General features: G+C 56.6%; 20 protein-coding genes and 1 pseudogene. 8 read left to right on the forward strand and 13 right to left on the reverse strand.

Annotated features, from left to right (window positions below; translation table 11 throughout):
• From ACFDSS_RS04765 to dapD, 7 genes and pseudogenes are all read right to left on the reverse strand, one after another.
• Positions 1 to 487: pseudogene (locus ACFDSS_RS04765) on the reverse strand (ribonuclease R); the annotation flags it as partial.
• Positions 488 to 521: 34 nt separating this feature from the next.
• Positions 522 to 935, reverse strand: coding sequence for a GNAT family N-acetyltransferase (locus ACFDSS_RS04770; protein ID WP_375254620.1), 414 nt, complete (start codon positions 933 to 935; stop codon positions 522 to 524).
• A complete protein-coding gene (gene dapE, locus ACFDSS_RS04775) occupies positions 932 to 2077 on the reverse strand; it encodes a succinyl-diaminopimelate desuccinylase (protein ID WP_375254621.1) in 1146 nt (381 codons plus the stop codon). Before dapE ends, ACFDSS_RS04770 begins: the two co-directional genes overlap by 4 nt.
• A 49-nt stretch (positions 2078 to 2126) precedes the next feature.
• Positions 2127 to 2831 carry a DUF3445 domain-containing protein gene (locus tag ACFDSS_RS04780; RefSeq protein WP_375254622.1) on the reverse strand — a complete coding sequence of 235 codons (705 nt, stop codon included), beginning with the start codon at positions 2829 to 2831 and terminating at the stop codon, positions 2127 to 2129.
• Positions 2832 to 2846: 15 nt separating this feature from the next.
• Positions 2847 to 3179, reverse strand: coding sequence for a hypothetical protein (locus ACFDSS_RS04785; RefSeq protein WP_375254623.1), 333 nt, complete (start codon positions 3177 to 3179; stop codon positions 2847 to 2849).
• Positions 3176 to 3439: a hypothetical protein gene (locus ACFDSS_RS04790; protein ID WP_375254624.1), complete on the reverse strand. Its 264-nt coding sequence runs from the start codon at positions 3437 to 3439 to the stop codon at positions 3176 to 3178. The genes ACFDSS_RS04785 and ACFDSS_RS04790 overlap by 4 nt, the downstream gene beginning before the upstream one ends.
• A 19-nt stretch (positions 3440 to 3458) precedes the next feature.
• A complete protein-coding gene (gene dapD / locus ACFDSS_RS04795) occupies positions 3459 to 4292 on the reverse strand; it encodes a 2,3,4,5-tetrahydropyridine-2,6-dicarboxylate N-succinyltransferase (protein WP_375254625.1) in 834 nt (277 codons plus the stop codon).
• A 114-nt stretch (positions 4293 to 4406) separates the two neighbouring features.
• On the opposite strand from dapD, the gene ACFDSS_RS04800 reads away from it, so the two are divergent.
• Positions 4407 to 5255, forward strand: coding sequence for a TIGR00730 family Rossman fold protein (locus ACFDSS_RS04800; protein ID WP_375254626.1), 849 nt, complete (start codon positions 4407 to 4409; stop codon positions 5253 to 5255).
• Here the strand turns inward: ACFDSS_RS04800 and rlmN are convergent.
• Both rlmN and ACFDSS_RS04810 read right to left on the reverse strand, forming a co-directional pair.
• Entirely contained in the window at positions 5252 to 6427 is a 1176-nt protein-coding gene (gene rlmN / locus ACFDSS_RS04805) for a 23S rRNA (adenine(2503)-C(2))-methyltransferase RlmN (protein WP_375254627.1), read from the reverse strand. The two genes, ACFDSS_RS04800 and rlmN, sit on opposite strands and share 4 nt — an antisense overlap.
• A gap of 130 nt (positions 6428 to 6557) precedes the next feature.
• On the reverse strand, positions 6558 to 7088 hold the full coding sequence (locus tag ACFDSS_RS04810; protein ID WP_375254628.1) for an invasion associated locus B family protein: 531 nt from the start codon (positions 7086 to 7088) through the stop codon (positions 6558 to 6560).
• Between the two features lie 200 nt (positions 7089 to 7288).
• Between ACFDSS_RS04810 and ACFDSS_RS04815 the strand changes: the two genes are divergently transcribed.
• From ACFDSS_RS04815 to ACFDSS_RS04845, 7 genes are all read left to right on the forward strand, one after another.
• Positions 7289 to 8305, forward strand: coding sequence for an asparaginase (locus tag ACFDSS_RS04815; RefSeq protein WP_375254629.1), 1017 nt, complete (start codon positions 7289 to 7291; stop codon positions 8303 to 8305).
• Positions 8305 to 9093, forward strand: coding sequence for an exodeoxyribonuclease III (locus ACFDSS_RS04820; RefSeq protein ID WP_375254630.1), 789 nt, complete (start codon positions 8305 to 8307; stop codon positions 9091 to 9093). Before ACFDSS_RS04815 ends, ACFDSS_RS04820 begins: the two co-directional genes overlap by 1 nt.
• Positions 9094 to 9099: 6 nt before the next feature.
• A complete protein-coding gene (locus tag ACFDSS_RS04825) occupies positions 9100 to 10119 on the forward strand; it encodes an alcohol dehydrogenase catalytic domain-containing protein (protein ID WP_375254631.1) in 1020 nt (339 codons plus the stop codon).
• 215 nt (positions 10120 to 10334) lie between these two features.
• Entirely contained in the window at positions 10335 to 10691 is a 357-nt protein-coding gene (rsfS, locus tag ACFDSS_RS04830; protein WP_375254632.1) for a ribosome silencing factor, read from the forward strand.
• Positions 10691 to 11161, forward strand: a complete 471-nt coding sequence (gene rlmH, locus ACFDSS_RS04835) for a 23S rRNA (pseudouridine(1915)-N(3))-methyltransferase RlmH (protein WP_375254648.1) — start codon at positions 10691 to 10693, stop codon at positions 11159 to 11161. The genes rsfS and rlmH overlap by 1 nt, the downstream gene beginning before the upstream one ends.
• 99 nt (positions 11162 to 11260) lie before the next feature.
• Positions 11261 to 12775, forward strand: coding sequence for a 2,3-bisphosphoglycerate-independent phosphoglycerate mutase (gene gpmI, locus ACFDSS_RS04840; protein ID WP_375254633.1), 1515 nt, complete (start codon positions 11261 to 11263; stop codon positions 12773 to 12775).
• Between the two features lie 206 nt (positions 12776 to 12981).
• Positions 12982 to 14304, forward strand: coding sequence for a S41 family peptidase (locus ACFDSS_RS04845; protein WP_375254634.1), 1323 nt, complete (start codon positions 12982 to 12984; stop codon positions 14302 to 14304).
• 58 nt (positions 14305 to 14362) lie between these two features.
• On the opposite strand, the gene ACFDSS_RS04850 is transcribed toward ACFDSS_RS04845, so the two are convergent.
• From ACFDSS_RS04850 to ACFDSS_RS04865, 4 genes are all read right to left on the reverse strand, one after another.
• Entirely contained in the window at positions 14363 to 16429 is a 2067-nt protein-coding gene (locus ACFDSS_RS04850; RefSeq protein ID WP_375254635.1) for a VCBS domain-containing protein, read from the reverse strand.
• Between the two features lie 105 nt (positions 16430 to 16534).
• Positions 16535 to 18979, reverse strand: a complete 2445-nt coding sequence (locus tag ACFDSS_RS04855; RefSeq protein WP_375254636.1) for an FAD-dependent oxidoreductase — start codon at positions 18977 to 18979, stop codon at positions 16535 to 16537.
• A 95-nt stretch (positions 18980 to 19074) separates the two neighbouring features.
• The gene (locus tag ACFDSS_RS04860) at positions 19075 to 20019 is read right to left on the reverse strand and encodes a GlxA family transcriptional regulator (protein WP_375254637.1); all 945 of its coding nucleotides are present in this window, start codon (positions 20017 to 20019) and stop codon (positions 19075 to 19077) included.
• A complete protein-coding gene (locus ACFDSS_RS04865) occupies positions 20016 to 20891 on the reverse strand; it encodes a homocysteine S-methyltransferase family protein (protein ID WP_375254638.1) in 876 nt (291 codons plus the stop codon). The genes ACFDSS_RS04860 and ACFDSS_RS04865 overlap by 4 nt, the downstream gene beginning before the upstream one ends.
• Between the last annotated feature and the right edge of the window lie 171 nt (positions 20892 to 21062).

Consider the following 21062-nt stretch of genomic DNA (forward strand, 5'->3'; position numbering starts at 1 on the left):
TATCAATGGGCAGCACGCGGCCACCCTCAGAGGCTGCACGGAAAACACCCAGGATGCGCTGCGGATTGGTGCCGATCCGGCGTATCATGCGGGCTGTGTGCGAATGCTCTTCAGTTTTGTCGACGGTCAGGCGCCCTAGAATACGGTCCCCAACACCCAATGCAGGGTCGGATGCGCGCAGCATCATCAGGATACGTGGCTCAGCGCCGCTCCCTTTCCATTCCAAGGGTCGCGCAAAGAGGTCGCCGTCACTATCGGGGCCAACGATCTCCAAAACCGCAACCGGCGGCAATTCTTCGGCGTCACGGTAGGAGCTGCGACGCTTGGTGAGCTTGCCGTCTTCCTCTAGCTCCTTGAGCAGCCGTTTGAGATCAATGCGGGCGGCCCCTTTGATGCCAAAGGCCTTCGCGATATCGCGTTTTGCGGCTTTGGTGGGATGCTCTGAAATCCAGGTGAGGATCTCTGATTTGGAAGGAATACGTGTCATGTCCCCGCCCTAGCACGGCATTTCGCGGGCGTCATCACAAGTCTCGGATCATGTCCTGATGCGGGATGCCTGCATCTTGGTAGATAGGCCCAATAGGATGAAATCCGAGGCGTGCGTAGAAACCAATCGCATGGTCCTGTGAACCGAGTTTTGCTTGAGTGACGTTGCCTTGCTGCCGCAGGTAGTCCACCGCTGCCTCGACCAAATTCGCGCCTAGTCCGGTGCCCCGTTTTTCTGACAAAACACAAATCCGCCCGATCTTGCCGATCTTGCCGTCAATCAAAATGCGCGCAGCACCAATAGGACGTCCAGCGTCCGTCGCAAGCAGATGGACGGCTTGCGGGTCACGGCCGTCAACCTCATCGATCTCTGCGATGCCCTGCTCTTCGATGAATACCTGCCGCCTCACTTTGAGGCAGGGCGCATAATCTAAGACAACACAAATCATGCGAAGTAATCCGTCAGGATCCTCTTGTAGATCGTTTTGAGTTGTCCGATCTGCTCTACAGAAACACACTCATCCACCTGATGCATCGTTTTGCCAACCAAGCCGAATTCGACGACAGGGCAGTGCGATTTCACAAACCGCGCGTCCGAAGTCCCGCCAGAGGTTGAAAGCTTCGGCTTGCGACCGGTTTCGGCCTCGACAACTTTGCCGACAAGCTCTGACAGGGCACCGGGAGGGGTGACAAAGCTTTCCCCGGTGACTCTGACGCGCATTTCGATGCGCAGGCCGAAATCGGCAGCGATCTTGTCGGCCTCATCTTGCATCCACGCGGTCAGGCCTGCACTGCCATGGGTGTCATTGAAGCGAATGTTGACGCACGCCTTGGTCTGCGCAGGGATCACATTGGTCGCGGGGTTTCCGGTGTCGATTGTCAACACCTGCACTGAGGAGGGATCAAAATGATCGGTCCCTTGATCCAGAACGCGGCTGGACAGCACATCCATCAGGCGCGCCATCGCGGGCATCGGATTTTTGGCCTGCTGCGGATAAGCCGCATGGCCCTGCACACCTGTGATCGTAAAGAATGCGGTCATCGAGCCACGCCGCCCGATCTTTATCGCCTCGCCCATTACGTTGAGGCTGGTTGGTTCGCCCACCAGGCACACGGACATGGCTTCATTGTTTGCGGCCATCCAGTCCAATAGGGCAGCGGTGCCGTCGAGGGCGTCACCTTCTTCATCACCTGTGATCGCCAGAACAACTGCGCCGTCGGGGGGGGTTTCGTTCACAAAATCAATCGCAGCCGCTGCAAATGCCGCGACGCCAGATTTCATATCCGTTGACCCGCGCCCATAAAGATAGCCATCTTTGATTTCAGCCCCGAATGGCGGCATCGTCCACGCGGCCTCATCGCCCAAAGGCACGACATCAGTATGCCCGTTAAACCCAAACGTCCGGTTCGCGCCTTTTCGCCCCCAACGCGCATAGAGGTTGCTTATCCCACCACGATCAACGCGGGTGCAGGTGAAGCCGCCTTGGGTCAACACGTCCTCCAGTAGCACCAACGCGCCACCTTCGGCAGGTGTAACAGAAGGGCAGCGAACCAGGTCTGCGGTCAGGGCGACGGGATCTATGGGGGACATGCGCGAACTCCTTTGCGCTATGGCTATCGGGAAGGACGGCTGAGTGCAATTAGTCCCGACGCACCACGTAGGTATGGATTGAGAACACAACGGCATCGGTTTCGGGCAGGCGCAGAATACATTGGCGTTCTGACCTGACGAACTGCATGTCTTCGGTGATGCGATGTCTTTGCGGTTGATGCAAATCGGCATCGGCATAGTGCAGCTTGTTGAACCGCCATAATGGGCGTCCGACTTGCACACCATCAAACAAGCGCTGCACCCGCCGGGCAATATTTTTGTCATAGTCTGGCACGGGCGCGTGGATGCCGATAAGCGGGCGGTTCACCTTCTCTGCAAGACGCCAATTGGCCGGAAAGCAAAGTACCGCCGCCGTGAGGACATGTTCATCGCCTTGCTTTTCGAGGATGCAAATATCCTCTTGCACTAAATGGCCCAGTGTCCTGAGCGGGGCATCCCAATCGATGGAAACACGGCGACGATCCGGGCAAGTGACGGCTTTTGTTGATATCTCAAACTCCAGTACGGGCAGCAGTTTCAGCGCCTCCTCCAGCACTTCAATGCTTGCTGGTCGGGCTTCGTCAAAAAGAACCGCCTGCGTCTTTTCAGTCAGTAGTGTTTCGCGATAAGCCATCTGCGCGGCGTAGGCGTCATCCACATGCAGCCACCCTTCAGGCGGGCAGGGCATTGTTCCGGGCAAACGCGGGGCACCACATTGGTCATCAGGCAGTGCGCTTTGAAGGATCATGTCCATCAACACCTCTGCCGACTAGTCGATCTTATCAAAAAATGGCGTCATTTGCGCGACGATGACACTGTTTTCAGCCAAGGCCCTCTCCATCAGATAAATCTCATCTTTGGGAATATCATGGCCCTCTGCCAGCCGTTCATCCAGGGTGCCGTAACCGGAGACATCTAATGGCGCGAGATCGGCTTGCTTGAGGATTGCAACCGTTTCACGCACAGCCTCCGCTTCATCGACACCGCTGGCGTAGCACATCAGAGCGGCACCAGTGGCCTCCTTTGGCAGTCCGTCACCGGCATTGCGCCCGACCTCAACCAAGAGCGTATAGACCTGTTGGCGGCTTTCTTTCTTGGTCATGATGTTTCTTTCTCTTCCCAGCGCGACTTTATGGCCCAGATCGTGGCGATGATGACGACGACCTGCAACGGGGCATAGATGACCACCATCAACGCCACGATGGTCAGCGGCAGTGAAAACTCCATCACGTAGATGAAGGTCGTGATCGGGCCCCATAGGAAAAAGAGGACGATACCGATTACAACAGTATCAAATGCAACTGGTGCCCAAGCGGCTTTGAACGAGGGACGAACCCCGGCTGCAATGCGTTTGCGCGCCAATATGCGGCTCAGGATCACCTTAGTCGCGCAGCAATTCGTTGATGCCGGTCTTCGAACGTGTCCGCTCATCCACGCGCTTGACGATGACTGCGCAATAAAGGCTGACGTTGTTCTTTGATGGCATCGAACCTGCGACAACGACGGAATAGGCCGGGACTTCGCCATACATGACTTCGCCGGTCTCACGATCGACGATCTTGGTGGACTGGCCAATGAAAACACCCATGCCAAGCACGGACCCCTCGCGGACGATACAGCCTTCGACGACTTCTGAACGCGCACCGATAAAGCAGTTATCCTCGATGATTGTCGGGCCGGCCTGCATTGGCTCCAACACCCCGCCAATGCCAACGCCACCGGACAAGTGGACGTTCTTGCCGATCTGCGCACATGAGCCAACCGTAGCCCAAGTATCGACCATCGTGCCTTCGTCGACATGGGCGCCAAGGTTCACGAATGACGGCATCAGCACAACGCCGGGGGCGATATAGGCGGATTTGCGGACAACGCAGCTTGGAACGGCGCGGAAACCGGCGGCTTGCCATTGCGCGGCACCCCAGCCCTTGAACTTGCTGTCGACCTTATCCCACCAGCCACCACCTTGGGGGCCGCCTTCATGCGGTTCCATGTCCTTAATGCGGAAGCCCAACAACACGGCTTTCTTGGCCCATTGGTTGACATGCCAGCTGCCATCGTCCTGCTTTTCGGCTACGCGCAGCTTGCCGCTATCAAGGGCGTTCAGCGTGTCCTCGATCGCTTCACGGGTTTCGCCGGTGGTGGCGCTCGTGATTGTGTCACGCGCGTCCCATGCGGCTTCAATTGCGGTTTCCAGGGCGGCAGTGTTCGTGGTCATGGCAGTGTCCTTTCGCTGTCTTGGCCCTGCCATAAGAAACAAAGGCGTGATTGGCAATTGCATCTTTGGCTGTGGCGGGCAAACTGGGTGCCTGTTGAGAAGGATTTTGACGCCATGAAAGACCACCACCGCCGCCATCCATTGCGCGACAGCACCCAAGACCGCGAAGAAGTCAAAGGCGTCCCCGACACGCCACAAACGCGCGCGCCGTCCTACGCGCTGGCCTTCGCTGATGATGATTTCATGTGCCGCGAAGAATTACGCCCGGTCCGGTTGCAGCTTGAATTGCTCAAGCCCGAAATGCTGATGAATGAAGCAGGTGTCAATTCCACCATCGTCCTTTTCGGCGGCGCGCGCATTCCTGAACCTGCCAAGAAAGACACGGCGCGCACACAAACACTCGCCGAATTGTCCGCCCATTACGACGAGGCGCGGCGCTTTGCCAAAATGATAACGGAACGGTCTTTGGAAACGGGCGGTGCAGACAACGTGATCGTGACCGGCGGCGGCCCGGGAGTGATGGAAGCAGGCAACCGTGGTGCGATGGAAGCAGGCGGGCGGTCAATCGGCCTCAATATCGTATTGCCGCATGAACAAGCCCCCAACGCCTATGTGACGCCGGAGTTGTGCTTCAACTTTCACTATTTCGCGATCCGCAAGATGCATTTTCTGATGCGGGCCTCCGCCGTTTGCATTTTCCCCGGCGGGTTCGGCACGCTGGATGAGATGTTCGAGGCGCTTACACTCATCCAGACAGGGCGGATGGAGCAGGTGCCATTCCTGCTTTTTGGGCGCGCGTTTTGGGAAAAGATCATCAATTGGGACGCGCTGGCGGATGCCGGCACGATTTCTGCGGATGATCTGAAGCTCTTCCGCTTTGTTGATACAGCAGAAGAGGCGCTTGCCGCGATGGAAAATTGGGCGGGCAAAGGCGAAAAGCGCGGGAAAATCCCGGGGCGTTAAAGCCCTGCGTCTTGCGCAATCTGTTTTTTCGATTTGCGCGCACGCTCTGTCGCGGACTTCAACTGCCCGCAGGCGGCCATGATGTCCTCACCACGCGGTGTGCGGATCGGGGACGCATAACCCGCCTTATAAATGATATCGGCGAACTTGCGGATACGGTTGTTGGACGACCGCGTATAAGGTGCGCCGGGCCATTCATTGAATGGGATCAAGTTGATCTTGGCGGGAATGCCATCAATGAGCTTGATCAAACGGCGGGCGTCTTCATCGCTGTCATTCACACCGTCAAGCATGACATACTCAAAGGTGATCCGCTCAGAGTTCGATACTTTGGGATAGTCGCGCAATGCATCAAGCAAATCGGCCAGTGGCCAGCGCTTGTTGATCGGGACCAGCTTGTCGCGCACGTCATCTGTTGTGGCATGAAAGGAAATTGCCAACTGACAGCCGATTTCTTGCGCGGTGCGCGCGATCTCAGGCACAACGCCCGATGTCGACAGGGTAATCCGGCGACGGGACAGGGAAATCCCTTCGGGGTCCATCGCGATCTTCATCGCATCACGGACGTTCTCGAAATTATAAAGCGGCTCACCCATGCCCATCAGAACGATGTTGGACAGCAGGCGGGTTTCGTTCTTGGGTGCGCCCTGTTCGGGCCACTCACCCAGATCATCACGGGCAACCATGACCTGACCAACCACTTCAGCGGCGGTCAGATTACGAACCAGCTTTTGTGTGCCAGTATGGCAAAACGAACAGGTCAACGTGCAGCCGACCTGACTGGAAATGCAAAGCGTGCCGCGATCAGTCTCGGGGATATAGACGACTTCCACCTCATGCCCACCGGATATGCGGACGAGATACTTGCGCGTGCCATCTTCCGAGACTTGGCGGGTCACGACCTCCGGCAAAGAAATGACAAAATTCTCAGTAAGCCTGGCGCGATAGTCCTTGGAGAGGTTCGTCATCAGGTCAAAATCGCGGACACCCCAATGATAAATCCACTGCCAGATCTGACCAACACGCATCTTGGCCTGCTTCTCAGGTGTGCCAATCGCGATCAACGCATCGCGCATTGCTGGACGGGTCAAACCAATCAGGTTTGGCAAGCCGTCTGGGGCTTTGCGCGGGATGGTCAGCATGTCTTGCGTGATCGGGGCCGTGGCATCCATGGCATGTCTCTCAAATCAAGGGTTGCGGGCCGTATAAGAGAAAGAGGCGGCACTCACAAGAATGCCGCCCCTGCTTCTTTGGAGCAAAAATATCCCCGCCGGAGGCAAAATCAAATTTCGGGAAATTTGATTAGCCCGCGCAGCGGCGTGCCGCCTCATCAACAGCTGCGGTGAAGCCGAGCAGGCTGAACGTATCTTGCGTTTGTGTCCCGCGGCCGGAACGGGCCGTCAGCACAGCGTTTGCACCGCGCTTCATTGCCGTGACAAAGCGGGCATCATCCTCAGGTGTTGCGGGCCATGCGGTCTCATTGCTGGTGAACATTTGATAGGTATCGCTGCCGATCTGCACGGTAACCGTCGAATCAGTCGCAAACGGATAACCACCTGTGAACATGACCTGACCGGCGACATTCTCGGATGGGCGATAAAAGACGATGAGGCGAATATCACCGCGCCGCACATCAACGACATTGCCGTCACGGGTGTTCACAGTCTCTTTCGGGGCAGAAACTGCCCAGCATTCAGTCGGGTTGCTTTCAACAAAGACGCTCCAATCGGTGTTGGCAGAAACGCGATTGCTGCTGTCTTCTTGTGCCATTGCAGCAGACGCCAAACCCAATGTGGTGGCGACGCCGATAATACGGGAAATATTCAAAATCATGTCACAGCCTCCAAGCTGTCCTTGCCTCTGGAACCCTCTCACGGCCAATGATGCATCTGGCGGCACCTTTTCGGCTGGCGAGGGTGTGTTCTACGCGATACGATGACATCTAACAAAAAACAGCCCATGGGGGAAAGCCCCCAAACGCGGGCTCAGGCGCAAATCCGCGCCCCAGTTTGAGATCGCATAAGGGCGAGACAATGACGAAACCTGTTGATCTGGTCGAGGTTTGGCGCGGCGCGCTGCGCGAGAACGTGCATCAAGGTCACGCAATTGTGTGCGACGGTGCGGGCGAAATCATCGAAAGCTGGGGCGATCCGGAGACGCTGATCTACCCGCGTTCGTCCTGCAAGATGGTTCAGGCCCTGCCTTTGGTCGAAAGTGGGGCCGCAGATCGGCTGTCCGACCAACATCTCGCCATTGCCGCATCTTCTCATAATGCGGCGGCAATTCACACTGACCTCGTTGGTCGCTGGCTCAAGGATCTGGGGTTTGATGACGATGCGTTTCGTTGCGGCCCCGCCATGCCGATGGACAAAGAGGCGCGCTATGCGTTGATCCGTGCCTTTGAACAGCCGTGCCAAATCCACAATGAATGCTCCGGCAAACACGCGGGCTTTCTGACATTGTCACAATATCTGAACGCGGACGCGGATTATGAATTGATCGATCACCCGGTCCAGAAAGCGCTGAAAGCCGCCTGCGAGGAGGTCACAGGCGAAACCAGCCCGTTCTACGGGATCGACGGATGCTCGGCACCCAACCATGCCTGCACATTGCATGGCTTGGGTCGGGCCATGTCGTTTTTTGCCACCGCGCACGACCGCAATGACACACGTAGCAAAGCCGCCGCGCGTCTGACCCGCGCGATGGCTGCGCACCCGGAATTTGTCGCTGGTGAAGGTCGGACATGCACAGGGCTGATGCGCGCCATGGACCACAAGGTTACGATCAAGACCGGCGCTGATGGGTTGTTTGTCGCGATTGTTCCCGAAAAACGGATCAGCATTGCGCTCAAGGTGATGGACGGCACCAATAGTGCGCAAAACTGTGTGATAGCCGCGCTTTTGGTCCGGCTTGGCCTGCTGGACCCCAAACACCCGGAGGCGGTCTTGCGTTTGAACCCTGCCATTGAAAGCCGCCGCGGCTTTGTCATTGGCTATATGCGGCCCACATCAACCTTGCTCGACGCGTCCTATGACCTGAGGTCCATCTAATGCCCTTTAGCCTTGCCACGTGGAACATCAATTCGGTCCGATTGCGCGAAGACATCGTCGCGCGACTGATGCGGGACGAGGCGCCGGACGTGCTTTGCTTACAGGAATGCAAAAGCCCGGTGGACAAAATCCCGTTGGCGCAGTTTCAGGCGCTGGGCTACACGCACATGGTTGCGCGCGGCCAGAAGGGATACAACGGCGTCGCGATTCTCTCGAAAATCCCGATGGTGGAAGCCGGTGCTGAAGATTTTGCCAACCTTGGTCATGCCCGCCACATTGCAGGCATGCTTGAGAACGGCGTGACAATCCACAACCACTACGTTCCTGCGGGTGGCGACGTTGCAGACCGCGCCGTGAACGAGAAATTCGGGCAAAAGCTCGATTATCTGACCGACATGCGTGATGCGTTTCATGCGCGCAAACCAACAAGGGCGATCTTGGTTGGGGATCTGAACATCGCCCCGCGCGAAGACGACGTTTGGGATCACAAGAAATTGCTGAAGGTCGTCAGTCACACCCCGATCGAGGTGGAACATTTTGCCGAAGTGATGGATGCAGGCGGTTGGTCCGATGTGACCCGCGCCGACATTCCCGACGGTCTGCTTTACAGCTGGTGGTCCTACCGCGCAAAGGATTGGGATGCGGCTGACAAAGGGCGCAGGCTCGATCACATCTGGGCGACGCCCGACATCAAGAATGCCGCCCACGGATCGCGTGTTGTGCGTGACGCGCGAGGCTGGGAAAGGCCCAGCGATCACGCGCCTGTTTTTGCTATCTTTGATTTGTAGGTTCACATGACCGAAAAAATGAACGCGCTTGTGCAATTGCACGAAGGATACGCGGGCACTCAGACAGGGCCTGACATTTCGGACCTGTCACCCTTTCTGGCCTACCGACAGGTTGTCATTCCAGCGCCTGCCAAGGGCCAAGCGCTTGTCAAAGTGGATATGGCGGCCGTGAACCCATCGGACATCCACTTTATCAAAGGTGAATATGGCCAGCCGCGTGTTCTTGGTTCTCCCGCCGGATTTGAAGGCGTGGGCGAAGTGGTTTCCGGGGATACCCCGCTCGTTGGACAACGGGTCAGCTTTTTCGCCAGCGGCTCCGGGGCGTGGGCAGAATATGCGCTGGCGGATGCCAGCAACCTTGTGCCATGCCGCCCCGATCTGTCGGACGTTGATGCGGCAGGCCAGCTTGTGAACCCTCTGACTGCGATCGCAATGATCGATCTGGTGAAAGACAGCGGCGCGGAAAGTTTCATCTTGAACGCCGCCGGGTCGCAATTGGGCAAGTTGCTGATTGCCTTGGGGCGTGATGAGGGCATCAAACCGATCGCCGTTGTCAGGCGGTCTGAACAGACCGCAGTTCTGAAGACATTAGGCGCCGCAGAGGTGATCGTATCGACCGAACCCGATGCAATGGCTTTGGTGCGTCCAATGATGAAGGCGCTGAAACCGCGAGTATTGCTCGATGCTGTTGGCGATCAGTTCACGGCTGACATGTTTTTTGCGATGCCAAACAATGCGCGCTGGGTAAATTACGGGAAACTTTCGGCCGATGCGCCCGCATTGGGGCAATTGGCGCAGTTGATCTTTCAAAACAAACGGATTGAAGGCTTCTGGTTGAGCCGCTGGATGAAGGAGGTCGATCCGGCACGGATTCCGCAGGCCTTTGTGACGATCCAGGATCGGTTCGTAACGCAAAAATGGGTGACGGATGTGGCTGGGATCGTGCCGCTGTCAAAGGCGATGGATGCGCTTGCGGGGGTTCTGGCAAAACCCGACGGCAAAGCATTTATCGATCCCAGACAGTAGCTGATTTACCACAGCGCGACGAGCGCCCCTTGCATCCTTGCCGCTTTTCCGCGACATGGCCCGATCACGCCCACCCGATTGTTGAAAAACACTGCCAGCGTTGCTAATTTCTATGTATGCCCTGCGTCGGGGCCGTGACGGCGTAATTTAAGGAGGACAATGCACTGTCTCTTTCTACATCGGCTGATACATCAGCCAAACCGGAAGCCCAGCCCATGAGCGCTGTGCAAACCGCAACCAGCGAAGGCCTTTTGGCGGCTGTTTTGAAATCACTTGATGACGATAAAGGCGAAGATATCGTGCAGATCAATCTGCGCGGCAAGTCGGAGATGGGTGACTACATGGTCATCGCTTCGGGTCGCTCAAGCCGTCAGGTCGTGGCGATGGCTGAAAAGCTTGCAGAGAAGGTCAAGCATGAGTTTGGCGTGGTCTGCAAAACTGAAGGCAAGGACACAGGTGACTGGGTCTTGATCGACAGCGGCGACGTGATCGTTCACATTTTCCGCCCCGAAGTGCGCGAATTCTATCAGCTTGAAAAGATGTGGCAGCCCGGGACGGCCGCTGCGCGCTGATGCGTGTGCAAATCTGCGCTGTGGGCCGTTTGCGCAAAGGGCCCGAGCGCGATCTTTATGATGACTACCTAACCCGGTTTGACCGGACCGGGCGGGCTCTCGCCCTTGGTCCTGCGAAACTGATCGAAGTTGAGGACAAGAAGGGCGGCGGCATGCAGGCAGAGGCCGCGATGCTGGAACGCGCTATTCGGGATGGTGCGCTGATCTGCACGATGGATGAACGCGGCAAGGTGATGAGCTCTCCGGATTTTGCGGCACTTTTGGGCAACTGGCGCGATCAGGGCTGGCAGGACGTCAGTTTTGTGATTGGTGGTGCTGATGGGATTGACCCTGCTTTGCGCGCTCGCGCTGATGCGTCGTTGAGTTTTGGCAAGATGGTCTGGCCGCATATGCTGGTGCGGGTGATGCTGGCCGAGCAGCTTTACCGTGCTGCTTCGATTCTGAGTAGCGGTCCTTATCATCGGGTTTAGGAGCCTCCGGCGGGAGTTTTCAGGGCAAGATGATTAGCGGGCGGTTTTACTGAGCCTTGTCAGTTGCTACATACGCAATGAAGTTTGAAGGAGCCTGATATGTCTGTGCCGAAACCCGTTGTGTTATGCATTCTCGATGGATGGGGCTTGCGTGAAGATCCCAAAGGCAATGCGCCTTTGCAGGCTGATACCCCAAACTTTGACGCCATTATGAAAGGTCCTCATGCCAAGCTTCTGACCCATGGTCGCGATGCGGGCTTGCCCGGTGGCCAGATGGGGAACTCAGAGGTAGGACACACCAATATCGGTGCAGGCCGCGTTGTTGCGATGGACTTGGGGCAGATTGAGCTGGCGATCGAAGACGGTTCGTTTTTTGCGGCGGCGGCCTTGCGTAAGTTCATTGCCTCAATGATGCAAAGCGGTGGGACCGCGCATTTGATGGGGGTCGTGTCCGACGGCGGCGTACACGGGCATCTCGATCATATCGTCGCTGCGGCGAAGGCGCTGACGGATGCGGGTGTGCCCGTCATTTTACATGCGATCACGGATGGGCGCGATGTTGCGCCATCGTCTGCGCCGCATTTCATGGCTGAACTGTTGGCTGCATTGCCAGAGGCGGTCCAGATTGGCACAGTCATTGGCCGATATTTCGCGATGGATCGTGATAACCGCTGGGAACGGGTCCAAACGGCATATGACGCGATGGTCTTGGGGCAGGGCGCAGCCGCCGAAACGCCAATGGCCGCGATCGATGTGGCCTACGATGCAGGCAAGACGGATGAGTTTATCCCGGCAACTGTCATTGGCGACTATGCCGGGTTTGCAGCGCAAGACGGGCTCTTTTGTCTGAACTTCCGCTCAGATCGCGCGCGCGAAATACTTGCGGCGATTGCTGATCCTGAATTCGACGGCTTTGCGCGCGTGCAGCCGCAGATGGCCGCGTTGCTCGGTATGGTCACCTATTCGGACCGGCATGACGCCTGGTTTGAGACTGTTTTCCCGAAACGTGACATCCAGAATACGCTGGGCGCCTGGGTTGCCAAACACGGGTTGCGCCAGTTTCGTCTGGCGGAGACGGAAAAATACCCACATGTGACCTTCTTCCTCAACGGGGGCATCGAAACGCCAGAGCCAGGCGAAGACCGCTTCATGCCAAAATCCCCCAATGTGGCCACCTATGATCTGCAACCGGAAATGTCTTCAGTCGCGGTGACAGACCGTTTTGTTCAGGCCATCGAAGAAGGCTACGACCTGATCGTCACCAACTATGCAAACCCTGATATGGTTGGTCATACCGGTGATCTGGGCGCTGCCGTCAAAGCTTGCGAGGCGGTGGATCACGGGCTTGGCAGGGTGGTTGCGGCATTGCAGGCGGCGGGAGGTGCTATGATTGTGACCGCCGACCATGGCAACTGCGAAACGATGATTGATCCCGAAACCGGCGGGCCGCATACGGCCCATACCCTCAATCCGGTGCCGGTCGCGCTAGTCGGTGGTCCTGCCGATGTTGTCCTGCGCGACGGACGACTTGCTGATCTTGCACCCACCGTCCTTGCATTGATGGGGTTGGAATTGCCGCCTGAAATGACCGGACGAAGCCTGATCGTGACCTAGGCGGCAACGCCGCTGAGGGGGCGGCAGGGCGGGCATGATCTTGCGGAACAATGGTTGCGCTCTCATTGCAATGACGGGAATTTGACCGAAAAAGGATCGGATAGTCACGGGCAGTGACGCGCAAAGCCTTTATCTTAGGTACAGAGAGGGGCAGACTGCCGGAACATTCAATGCGCGGTTTGTGCTGGAATAGACAAGGATTAATGATGAAGAAGATGCTTTTGGCCGCAACGGGCGGCGCTCTACTCGGATTGCTGGTGACCACACAGGTCGCAGGACCGTTGCTTGCGCAAGAGGCAGATGACAACACGAGCGTGTACGAGCAACTGGATCTTTTCGGTGACATCTTTGAAAGAATCCGCACCGGATATGTGGAGGAAGTGGATGATCGCGAACTGATCGAAGCAGCGATCAACGGGATGCTCACTTCGCTTGATCCGCACTCCAGCTATCTCTCGCCTCAGGCGGCCCAGCGGATGCGGGTCAGCACGTCGGGTGAATTTGGCGGTTTGGGCATTGAGGTGACGCAGGAAGATGGCTGGGTCAAGGTCGTCTCACCGATAGATGGCACGCCTGCGGATGCGGCCGGAATTCTTTCTGGCGACTTCATCACCGCTGTTGACGGTGAAAGCGTATTGGGACTGACGCTGGATGAGGCCGTCCGCCTGATGCGCGGGCCCGTTGGTGCAGAAATCATCGTCACCATCGTGCGTGAAGATGCGCCGGAGCCATTTGATGTCTCGATCATTCGCGACACAATCAAGCTGACGGCTGTGCGCACGCGGACCGAAGGCAATTCCGTTGTCTTGCGTGTGACGACTTTCAATGAACAGACTTTCCCGAACCTGCGTGATGGCATCGTTGAGCAAGTCGAAGCCGCAGGTGGATTTGACAATATCGACGGCTTTGTGCTGGACCTGCGCAACAATCCCGGCGGATTGCTCAGCCAGGCGGTTTATGTATCCGACGCTTTCCTTGAAGAAGGCGAGATTACATCGACCCGTGGCCGCTCTGCCGCGGATGGTGACCGGTTCAATGCCACGCCGGGCGATCTGGCAGAGGGCAAGCCGATTGTCGTGCTTATCAACGGCGGCTCTGCGTCTGCGTCCGAGATTGTCGCGGGTGCTTTGCAAGATCATCGGCGCGCCATTGTTGTTGGGACGAATTCCTTCGGTAAAGGCTCTGTTCAGACGGTTGTGCCTTTGCGCGGCGACGGGGCGATGCGGTTGACAACGGCACGGTATTACACGCCGTCCGGCCGCTCCATTCAGGCGTTGGGAATTTCACCTGACATCATCGTGGAACAGCCGCGCGCCCGTGAAGAGGATGCCGAGGAGGAACGTCGCCAGCGCACGGAAGCCGGGCTGCGTGGATCGCTTGAAAATGACAGCTTGTCTGAGGATGAAATCCTCCAGATCGAAGAAGACCGCGCGCGTGCGCAGGAAGCCGCAGACCGGCGCGAGGATGATTATCAGCTGGCTTATGCGGTTGATATTCTCAAAGGCTTGAGCGCGCTGGGTGATCGCTAGGTAGCAAAGCTAGTTTCGCGGCACCGGTGGTAATCCCCGGTGCCGCAAGCCGATCACATTAGGTGATAAACATATCGCTGATGCTGCCATCCAGCGCCATTACGCTTTCAATGTCCGTCAGATAAAGCGTCTGGCCGCCTTGGACGATCGTCCAATCGCCAACATCGGTCATGGTGACATCAAAATCAGCGATATTGCCTGTTTGCAGCATGACTGTATCAAACCCGGTATCTAGCACGCCGAATGTGCTGCCGCCGTAGATATTCGCCTCAGCGCCTTCACCGTCAAAGGCAGTGACGTCAAAGATAAAGACATCATCGCCGTCGCCGAGGAAAATATCGCTATAAAGCCCCAAAGTCCGAAAGGACGCGAAGGCATCGTCTGACAAAGACGATCCGGCATTGCTGATTTCGACAATATCATCGCCGCGACCGGCATCGATATTGCCATCGATACCGACATCGATACCATTAGGGACTTCCATATCAATGGTCAGACGGTCGTCACCTGAGCCAAGATTAATGTCATTCCCTTTAAAAGCGCCCAGGGCGCTGGGGCCATCCGATCTTGTTGTCTTGATTTCGATATTTACCGTGTCATTGCCTGACCCCGTCGAAAAATCGTTCAGCGCAAACTGGATCACACCGGCTGTATCGATATTCAGAAAGATCTGGTCATCATTTGCGCCAGTTGAGATGGAGTTGCCAAAGCTTTCGATCCCAAAAGGGGTCTGGACGTCAATGACGACAACGTCACGGCCATCGCCGGTGATAATATCGTTGAACTGGAATTCGACGGCATCGCCCGTCAATGCAATCAGCACCTTGTCGTCACCTGCTTGGGTGTCGATGGGAAGTGCGTCATAGTTTGTCGTACCGCGCACTGAGAACGGAAACGTGTCTGCAGTGAAGTTCAAAAGATCGTCTGCCTGCAACACAAACGTATCGTTACCATCATCAAAACCGAGCAGCGTCAGGTAACTTGGATCATCAAACAGCGCATTCATCACGCCCGAAGACGGGCCGTTAAATGGGTTGTCGCCCAACAATGCGTAGTCAGGTTTCCCATCGGGCAGGCCATAAAATGTGATTGGGTCATTTGCCCCCTGCACCCGCAGGCTGATTTCCTGCACTTGGGTTGTCGCGCCATGCGCATCTGTTGCCTGAACTTCGATTGTGTAATCGATGAATTCATCTGCGCTGAGAAGCTGAAAACCTGATGCTGGATCGACTGTCAGGACGGACCCATCAAACGAAAGCCCAACGGTGCTTGGCCCTGAAATGATCTCATAGGTAAGCGACGCGCCGGTATCGTCACTGTCGATGTCATCAGCAAACTGGGCCAGGTCCAGCGTCACGGGGCCTGCGTCTTCGATCACGGTGACGTCGGATATCGCCGCAAGTGTCGGTGCGTCGTTCACACCTTCGAAAACCACGTCGATATCTTGATAGGTCCATCCGTCAGTCGAATTGCCTGCGCGGAAGGTCAGCGTGAGCGTTTCGGTTTCGCCTTGCGCAAGGTAGCCGCGTGAAAAATCCGCTACGCCAAGAGCATCAGCGCTTCCGTTCTGGGAGAATGACACCGTTGTCTCAGATACCGTTCCGCTTGTGCCGATTGTCTCGGATGTCGTGGCGAATTGTATCTTGTCGCCATTACCGCCCCGGTCATAGATTTCGAGATAGGCTGAATCGTCGACATCGTAGAAGTTCAAATTGAAGCTGAATTCTTCGCCTGCGGTCGCGTAGATCGTCGTATCAGTCGTCGTGAAGACTGCCGGATTATCGCCGCTCAGGTTGTAGCTGTAGTCATTGAACTGTAACCGCTCAATGTTGCTCAGGCTGTCGACCCCTTCGTCGCCGTCACTGGTATTAAGGTCTGTGACTGTCCAAATGCCTCGACTGCCCAGCCGTAGGGCAAAATCATCGAATGATCCGTCATAAACGGCGGTGTCATACCCGTCACGGCCGTTGATCTTATCATTGCCAAAGCCGCCGCGAATGAAGTCGTCGCCGCTGCCCCCTGTGAGGCGATCATCGTCATCCGTTCCAATCAGCACAAGCCCAGGATCGGGCGTGCCGTCGTCATTTCCACCACCGCCGGGTTTTTTGGTACTCTTAGGGGCCATGAAATATCTCACTCAAATCGTTGTTTAAAATCATATGTCTCAGCGAATATACACGGACGTTCCCGCAAGGCGACTCCAGAATTGGCAAACGAAAACTACCTTTCGCTAGGCCTTTGTCCGTTCGCTTTTAGGGTCATAGAATGGCTTGAGTTGCGCGACTGCTGCCACGCGTGTGCCCATGACGTCGATCTCATAGCTGCTTTTAAGCATTTCATCCGCAGTTTCGCCCTTGCACGGCACATACCCCATGCCGATCGCCGCCCCCATATGATGGCCGTAGCCCCCTGATGACAGATATCCAACCACCTCTGCGTCCCGCACAATAGGTTCATGGTGATAGAGCAGCGGTTCCGGGTCGGTCAGTTTGAACTGCACCAGACGCCGTTCCAGCCCCGCATCGCGTTTGCGCAACACCGCGTCACGTCCGATAAATGCGGGCTTGTCGCGTTTCACAGCAAATCCGAGACCGGCTTCCAAGACGTGATCTTCCGACGTGATGTCATGGCCAAAGTGACGGAACCCTTTTTCCATTCGGGCGGCATCCATCATGTGCATTCCGCACAGCTTCAAATCAAGCTCTTGCCCCGCTTCGTGCAGCGTCTCAAACACGTGTCCGGCCATGTCAGAGGACATGTAGACTTCCCAGCCCAGCTCTCCCACGTAAGTCACACGGTGAACGCGGGCCAGCCCCATGCCGATCTCGATCTCCTGGGCGGTGCCAAACGGGTTGGTCGCATTGGTGAAATCCGCAGGTGACACCATTTCAAGCAATTTGCGGCTGTTGGGGCCCATCACAGCTAGCACAGCTTCGCCAGCGGTGACATCTGTGATGACCACGTTGAAGTCACCCTGATGGCGCTGCATCCACGTCTGATCGGCCAGTCGTGTAGCGGCGGGGGTGACAACCAGATAGCTGGTTTCAGACAGGCGGGTGACGGTGACGTCGGCCTCAATCCCGGCCTTGGAGTTCAGGAATTGCGTGTAGACAATCTTGCCCACGGGCACGTCGTATTCACCGCCGCCGATATAGTTCATAAAGGCCGTTGCATCGCGCCCCTCCACGCGGATTTTGCCGAAAGAGGACATGTCGTACATGCCGACATTCGTGCGGATGGCTCTGAGCTCGCGGGCGACATTGCCAAAGAAGTTTTGACGCTTCCAAGAGTATTCATAGGCCGGTGTCTGACCTGCGTCGGCAAACCAATTCGCCCGCTCCCAGCCCGCCAGCTCACCCATTACACCGCCGTTATCCAACATATGCCGGTGGAAAGGCGTGCGCCTTATACCGCGTGCTGTGGCCTTCTGGCGGAACGGGAAGTGATCGGCGTAAAGAAGCCCAAGTGTTTCCATGGAGCGTTCAAACAGATAGGTTTTGTTGCCCTGAAACGGCTGCATCCGACTGATATCAACATCGCCCAGATCAAATGGCTTTTCGCCCGCATCCATCCACTGCGACAATGCCATGCCAGCGCCACCGGCAGATTGAATGCCGATGGAGTTGAAGCCAGCCGCGACCCAGACGTTGTCCATCTCAGGCGCCAGACCCAGGTGATAGGCGTCATCAGGTGTGAAGCTTTCCGGGCCATTGAAGAACGTATGGATCCCCGCATCAGCCAACATTGGAAGCCGGTCTACGGCGGCTTCAAGGATCGGTTCAAAGTGGTCGAAATCTTCGGGCAGTTGATCGAATTCGAAGTCCTCAGGAATGCCCTTCATCGCCCATGGCTTGGCGGTAGGTTCAAATGCCCCCAGGAGCATCTTGCCCGCGTCTTCCTTGTAATATGCACATTCGTCGGGAACGCGCAGAACCGGCATTTGGGTGAGGTTCTTGATCGCTTCGGTGACGATATAGAAATGTTCGCAAGCGTGTAGCGGCACGTTCACGCCAGCCATGCGTCCAACCTCATGGCCCCACATGCCCGCACAATTCACGATCATATCGCAGGTCATGGTGCCGACCTCGCCACCAGCTTCCCACGCAACGGAGGTCACGCGCCTGCCCGTTTTGTTGATGTCGGTGACTTTTGTACGCTCGGCAACAACTGCGCCATTCATCCGCGCGCCTTTGGCCAGTGCCAACGCAATGTTGGCCGGATCACCTTGACCGTCCAGTGGTAGAAAAACGCCTGCCTTCACACCATCGATATTGAGGTGCTCATAACGTGCCTTGACCTCTTGGGGTGAGATTTCTTCCACCGCGACACCAAAAGCGCGGGCCATGGCGGCTTGACGAAAAATCTCTTCCTTGCGCTCTTGGGTCAACGCGACCGTAATGGAGCCAACGCGCTTGAAGCCCGTCGCGACGCCCGTTTCATCTTCGAGATTGCCGTAGAGTTCCTGACTGTATTTCGCGAGCTTCGTCATGTTGGCTGTCGCGCGTAGCTGCGCTATCAGACCGGCAGCGTGCCAAGTGGTGCCAGAGGTCAATTGTTTGCGCTCCAGAAGGACGACGTCTTTCCAGCCAAGCTTGCTCAGGTGATAGGCGACCGAACAACCAATCACGCCGCCACCAACAACGACGACACGGGCGTGTTTGGGAAGAGTGGCCATCAAAGAAAAATCCTTACATCGAACAACGTGGAAGAACGCTGCCAGAATTGACATGAAAAGTATGTAGGGAATGCGTCACTTCTGGCGCAAATCCGCTATTCCGGGCGGCCTTTCTTTCGGGTAGAATTCGGTGTCATTCCAAAGGCTTGGCGGTAGATCGTGGTAAATCCGCTCGGAAACCCGCAAGCCAGTCCGATTTCATTGATCCGCATGTCCGTGTTCAGCAGCAGATTGTTTGCCTTGTTCAACCGCAGCCCGCGGTAATACCCGTTCGGCGTGGTGCGCATATTGCGATTGAATTTGCGCTCCAGTGAACGTTTGGAGAGCCCCGCTGTGTCGGCGATTTCACTGATGGACAGGGGGAACTCCATGTTGTCTTGCATGAGTGCAATGCAGGCATCCAGCGCGGGGTCGCCGGTTGATGTTACCTCGCGCCCCGAAAACGGTTGCAACGTATTGAAGTGCCTGACGCGTTCATGCAGCAGAATATCGGCAACTGTCGTCATCGTGGCGGCAGAGGCATGTTGGCTGGCAATCGACAAGGCAATGTCGAAGGTTGAGCTCATCCCTGCGCAGGTGATAATGGCACCGCCGTCGACAGCCAATGTCGCCTTGGTGTCAAAGAGCCCCAGACGCTCCGTCAGAACGGTCCAGTTTTCCCAATGCGTGGTATGGCCGGTCGGGGTGCCGTTGTTTTCCGCAATATAGCGCGCTGCGGTCTCCGAAAGCAGGATCACCCGCGCTTGTCTGCTGGTATAATGGCCCAAAGCGGAACTTGGCAGCAGGTCCTTTTGGTTCGGGTCGGCGTTGCCCAAGGCAAAGAGGTACGCGGCCTCCGGGCGGGTTGAAATTGCTGTCGTTTCCACACTGACGCCGCAACTCGCCGTCATGGTGCCACCTTTGGCGGAAATGACGTTCCACGCAAATACTGGCGTTGTGCTGACCCGATTGGCGAGGCGCAGGACTTCGACCACACCCGCAAATTCAGTCAGGACAAACCCGTCCGCCACATAGACGTCAAATGTGCATATTTCGCTCATGGAGCGACGATACGGTGTCCTGCGGCCAAAATCACCTCTGACATTTTTGCGATATGCGCAGGGCCAACTTCGCAGCATCCGCCGACAATTGTGGCGCCTTGGTTGATCCATTGCATCGCGAAGGCGGCGTAGGTGTCAGGATCAAGGTCTTTGCGTGCGGTCAACGCGTCCACCGTCGGGTTATCTTCGAGGAAGCCATCGGCGATTTTCGTAAACCCGTTGGCATAGGCTCCGAATGGCAGATCACCGTTGGCCAGAATATCCATGGCGGTTGTGATCGCCTCGGGCGCTGCGCAGTTAATCAGGATTGCGCCGGCCTCGGTGAATTGCAACACCTCCGAGACGCCTTCGCCAGAGCGCAGCTTGCTGCCATCGTTGTCATCTACGGTGAAGGCCAGCCAGACAGGTTTGCCGGTCGGCAATGCCGCCTCCAGAACTGCTTTTCCCATGGCGATGGAGGCGACGGTTTCGCAAATAATCAGGTCAACTTCGGGGGCGATGAGATTGGCAACTTCAGCGTAAAGCGGAACGGCCTGGGCGTGAGGTGGATGAATGTCAGGACGGTAGGAAGCAATGAGCGGGCCAATCGACCCTGCGATGACGCCGACCTCCCGCGCCTCTTTGAGCGCCGCGCGATGGAGCGTTTCAAACTGGTCCTCCATACCTGCATGGGCCAAGCGGTCACGGTGGATGGCATAGGTGTTTGTCGTGTGCAGCGTCGCACCGGCTTTGCGATAGTCCTGATGGACTTCGGCTACGAGGCCGGGATGGTCCAGCATGATCTGCGTGGACCAAAGGGGGGTCGGGTTATCGCCGGTGCGATGGACAAGTTCCTGCCCCATACCGCCGTTCAGCAAGATGATATCCGTCATGGGTAGAGCGCTCCGAAATTGGCTTCCTAGGGTGTGATCGTCTTATCCCTGATGACGCGATCATCAAAGGGCGATGTCCGGACTTCACGGGCAAAGGACAGGTTGATCTCAACCAATTACGGGATGCATTAGCCAGATTGCCAAAGACATCAAGCCAATTCGGACCCGGTT

It is taken from the genome of Yoonia sp. (genome assembly GCF_042093035.1).
Taxonomy (GTDB): domain Bacteria; phylum Pseudomonadota; class Alphaproteobacteria; order Rhodobacterales; family Rhodobacteraceae; genus Yoonia.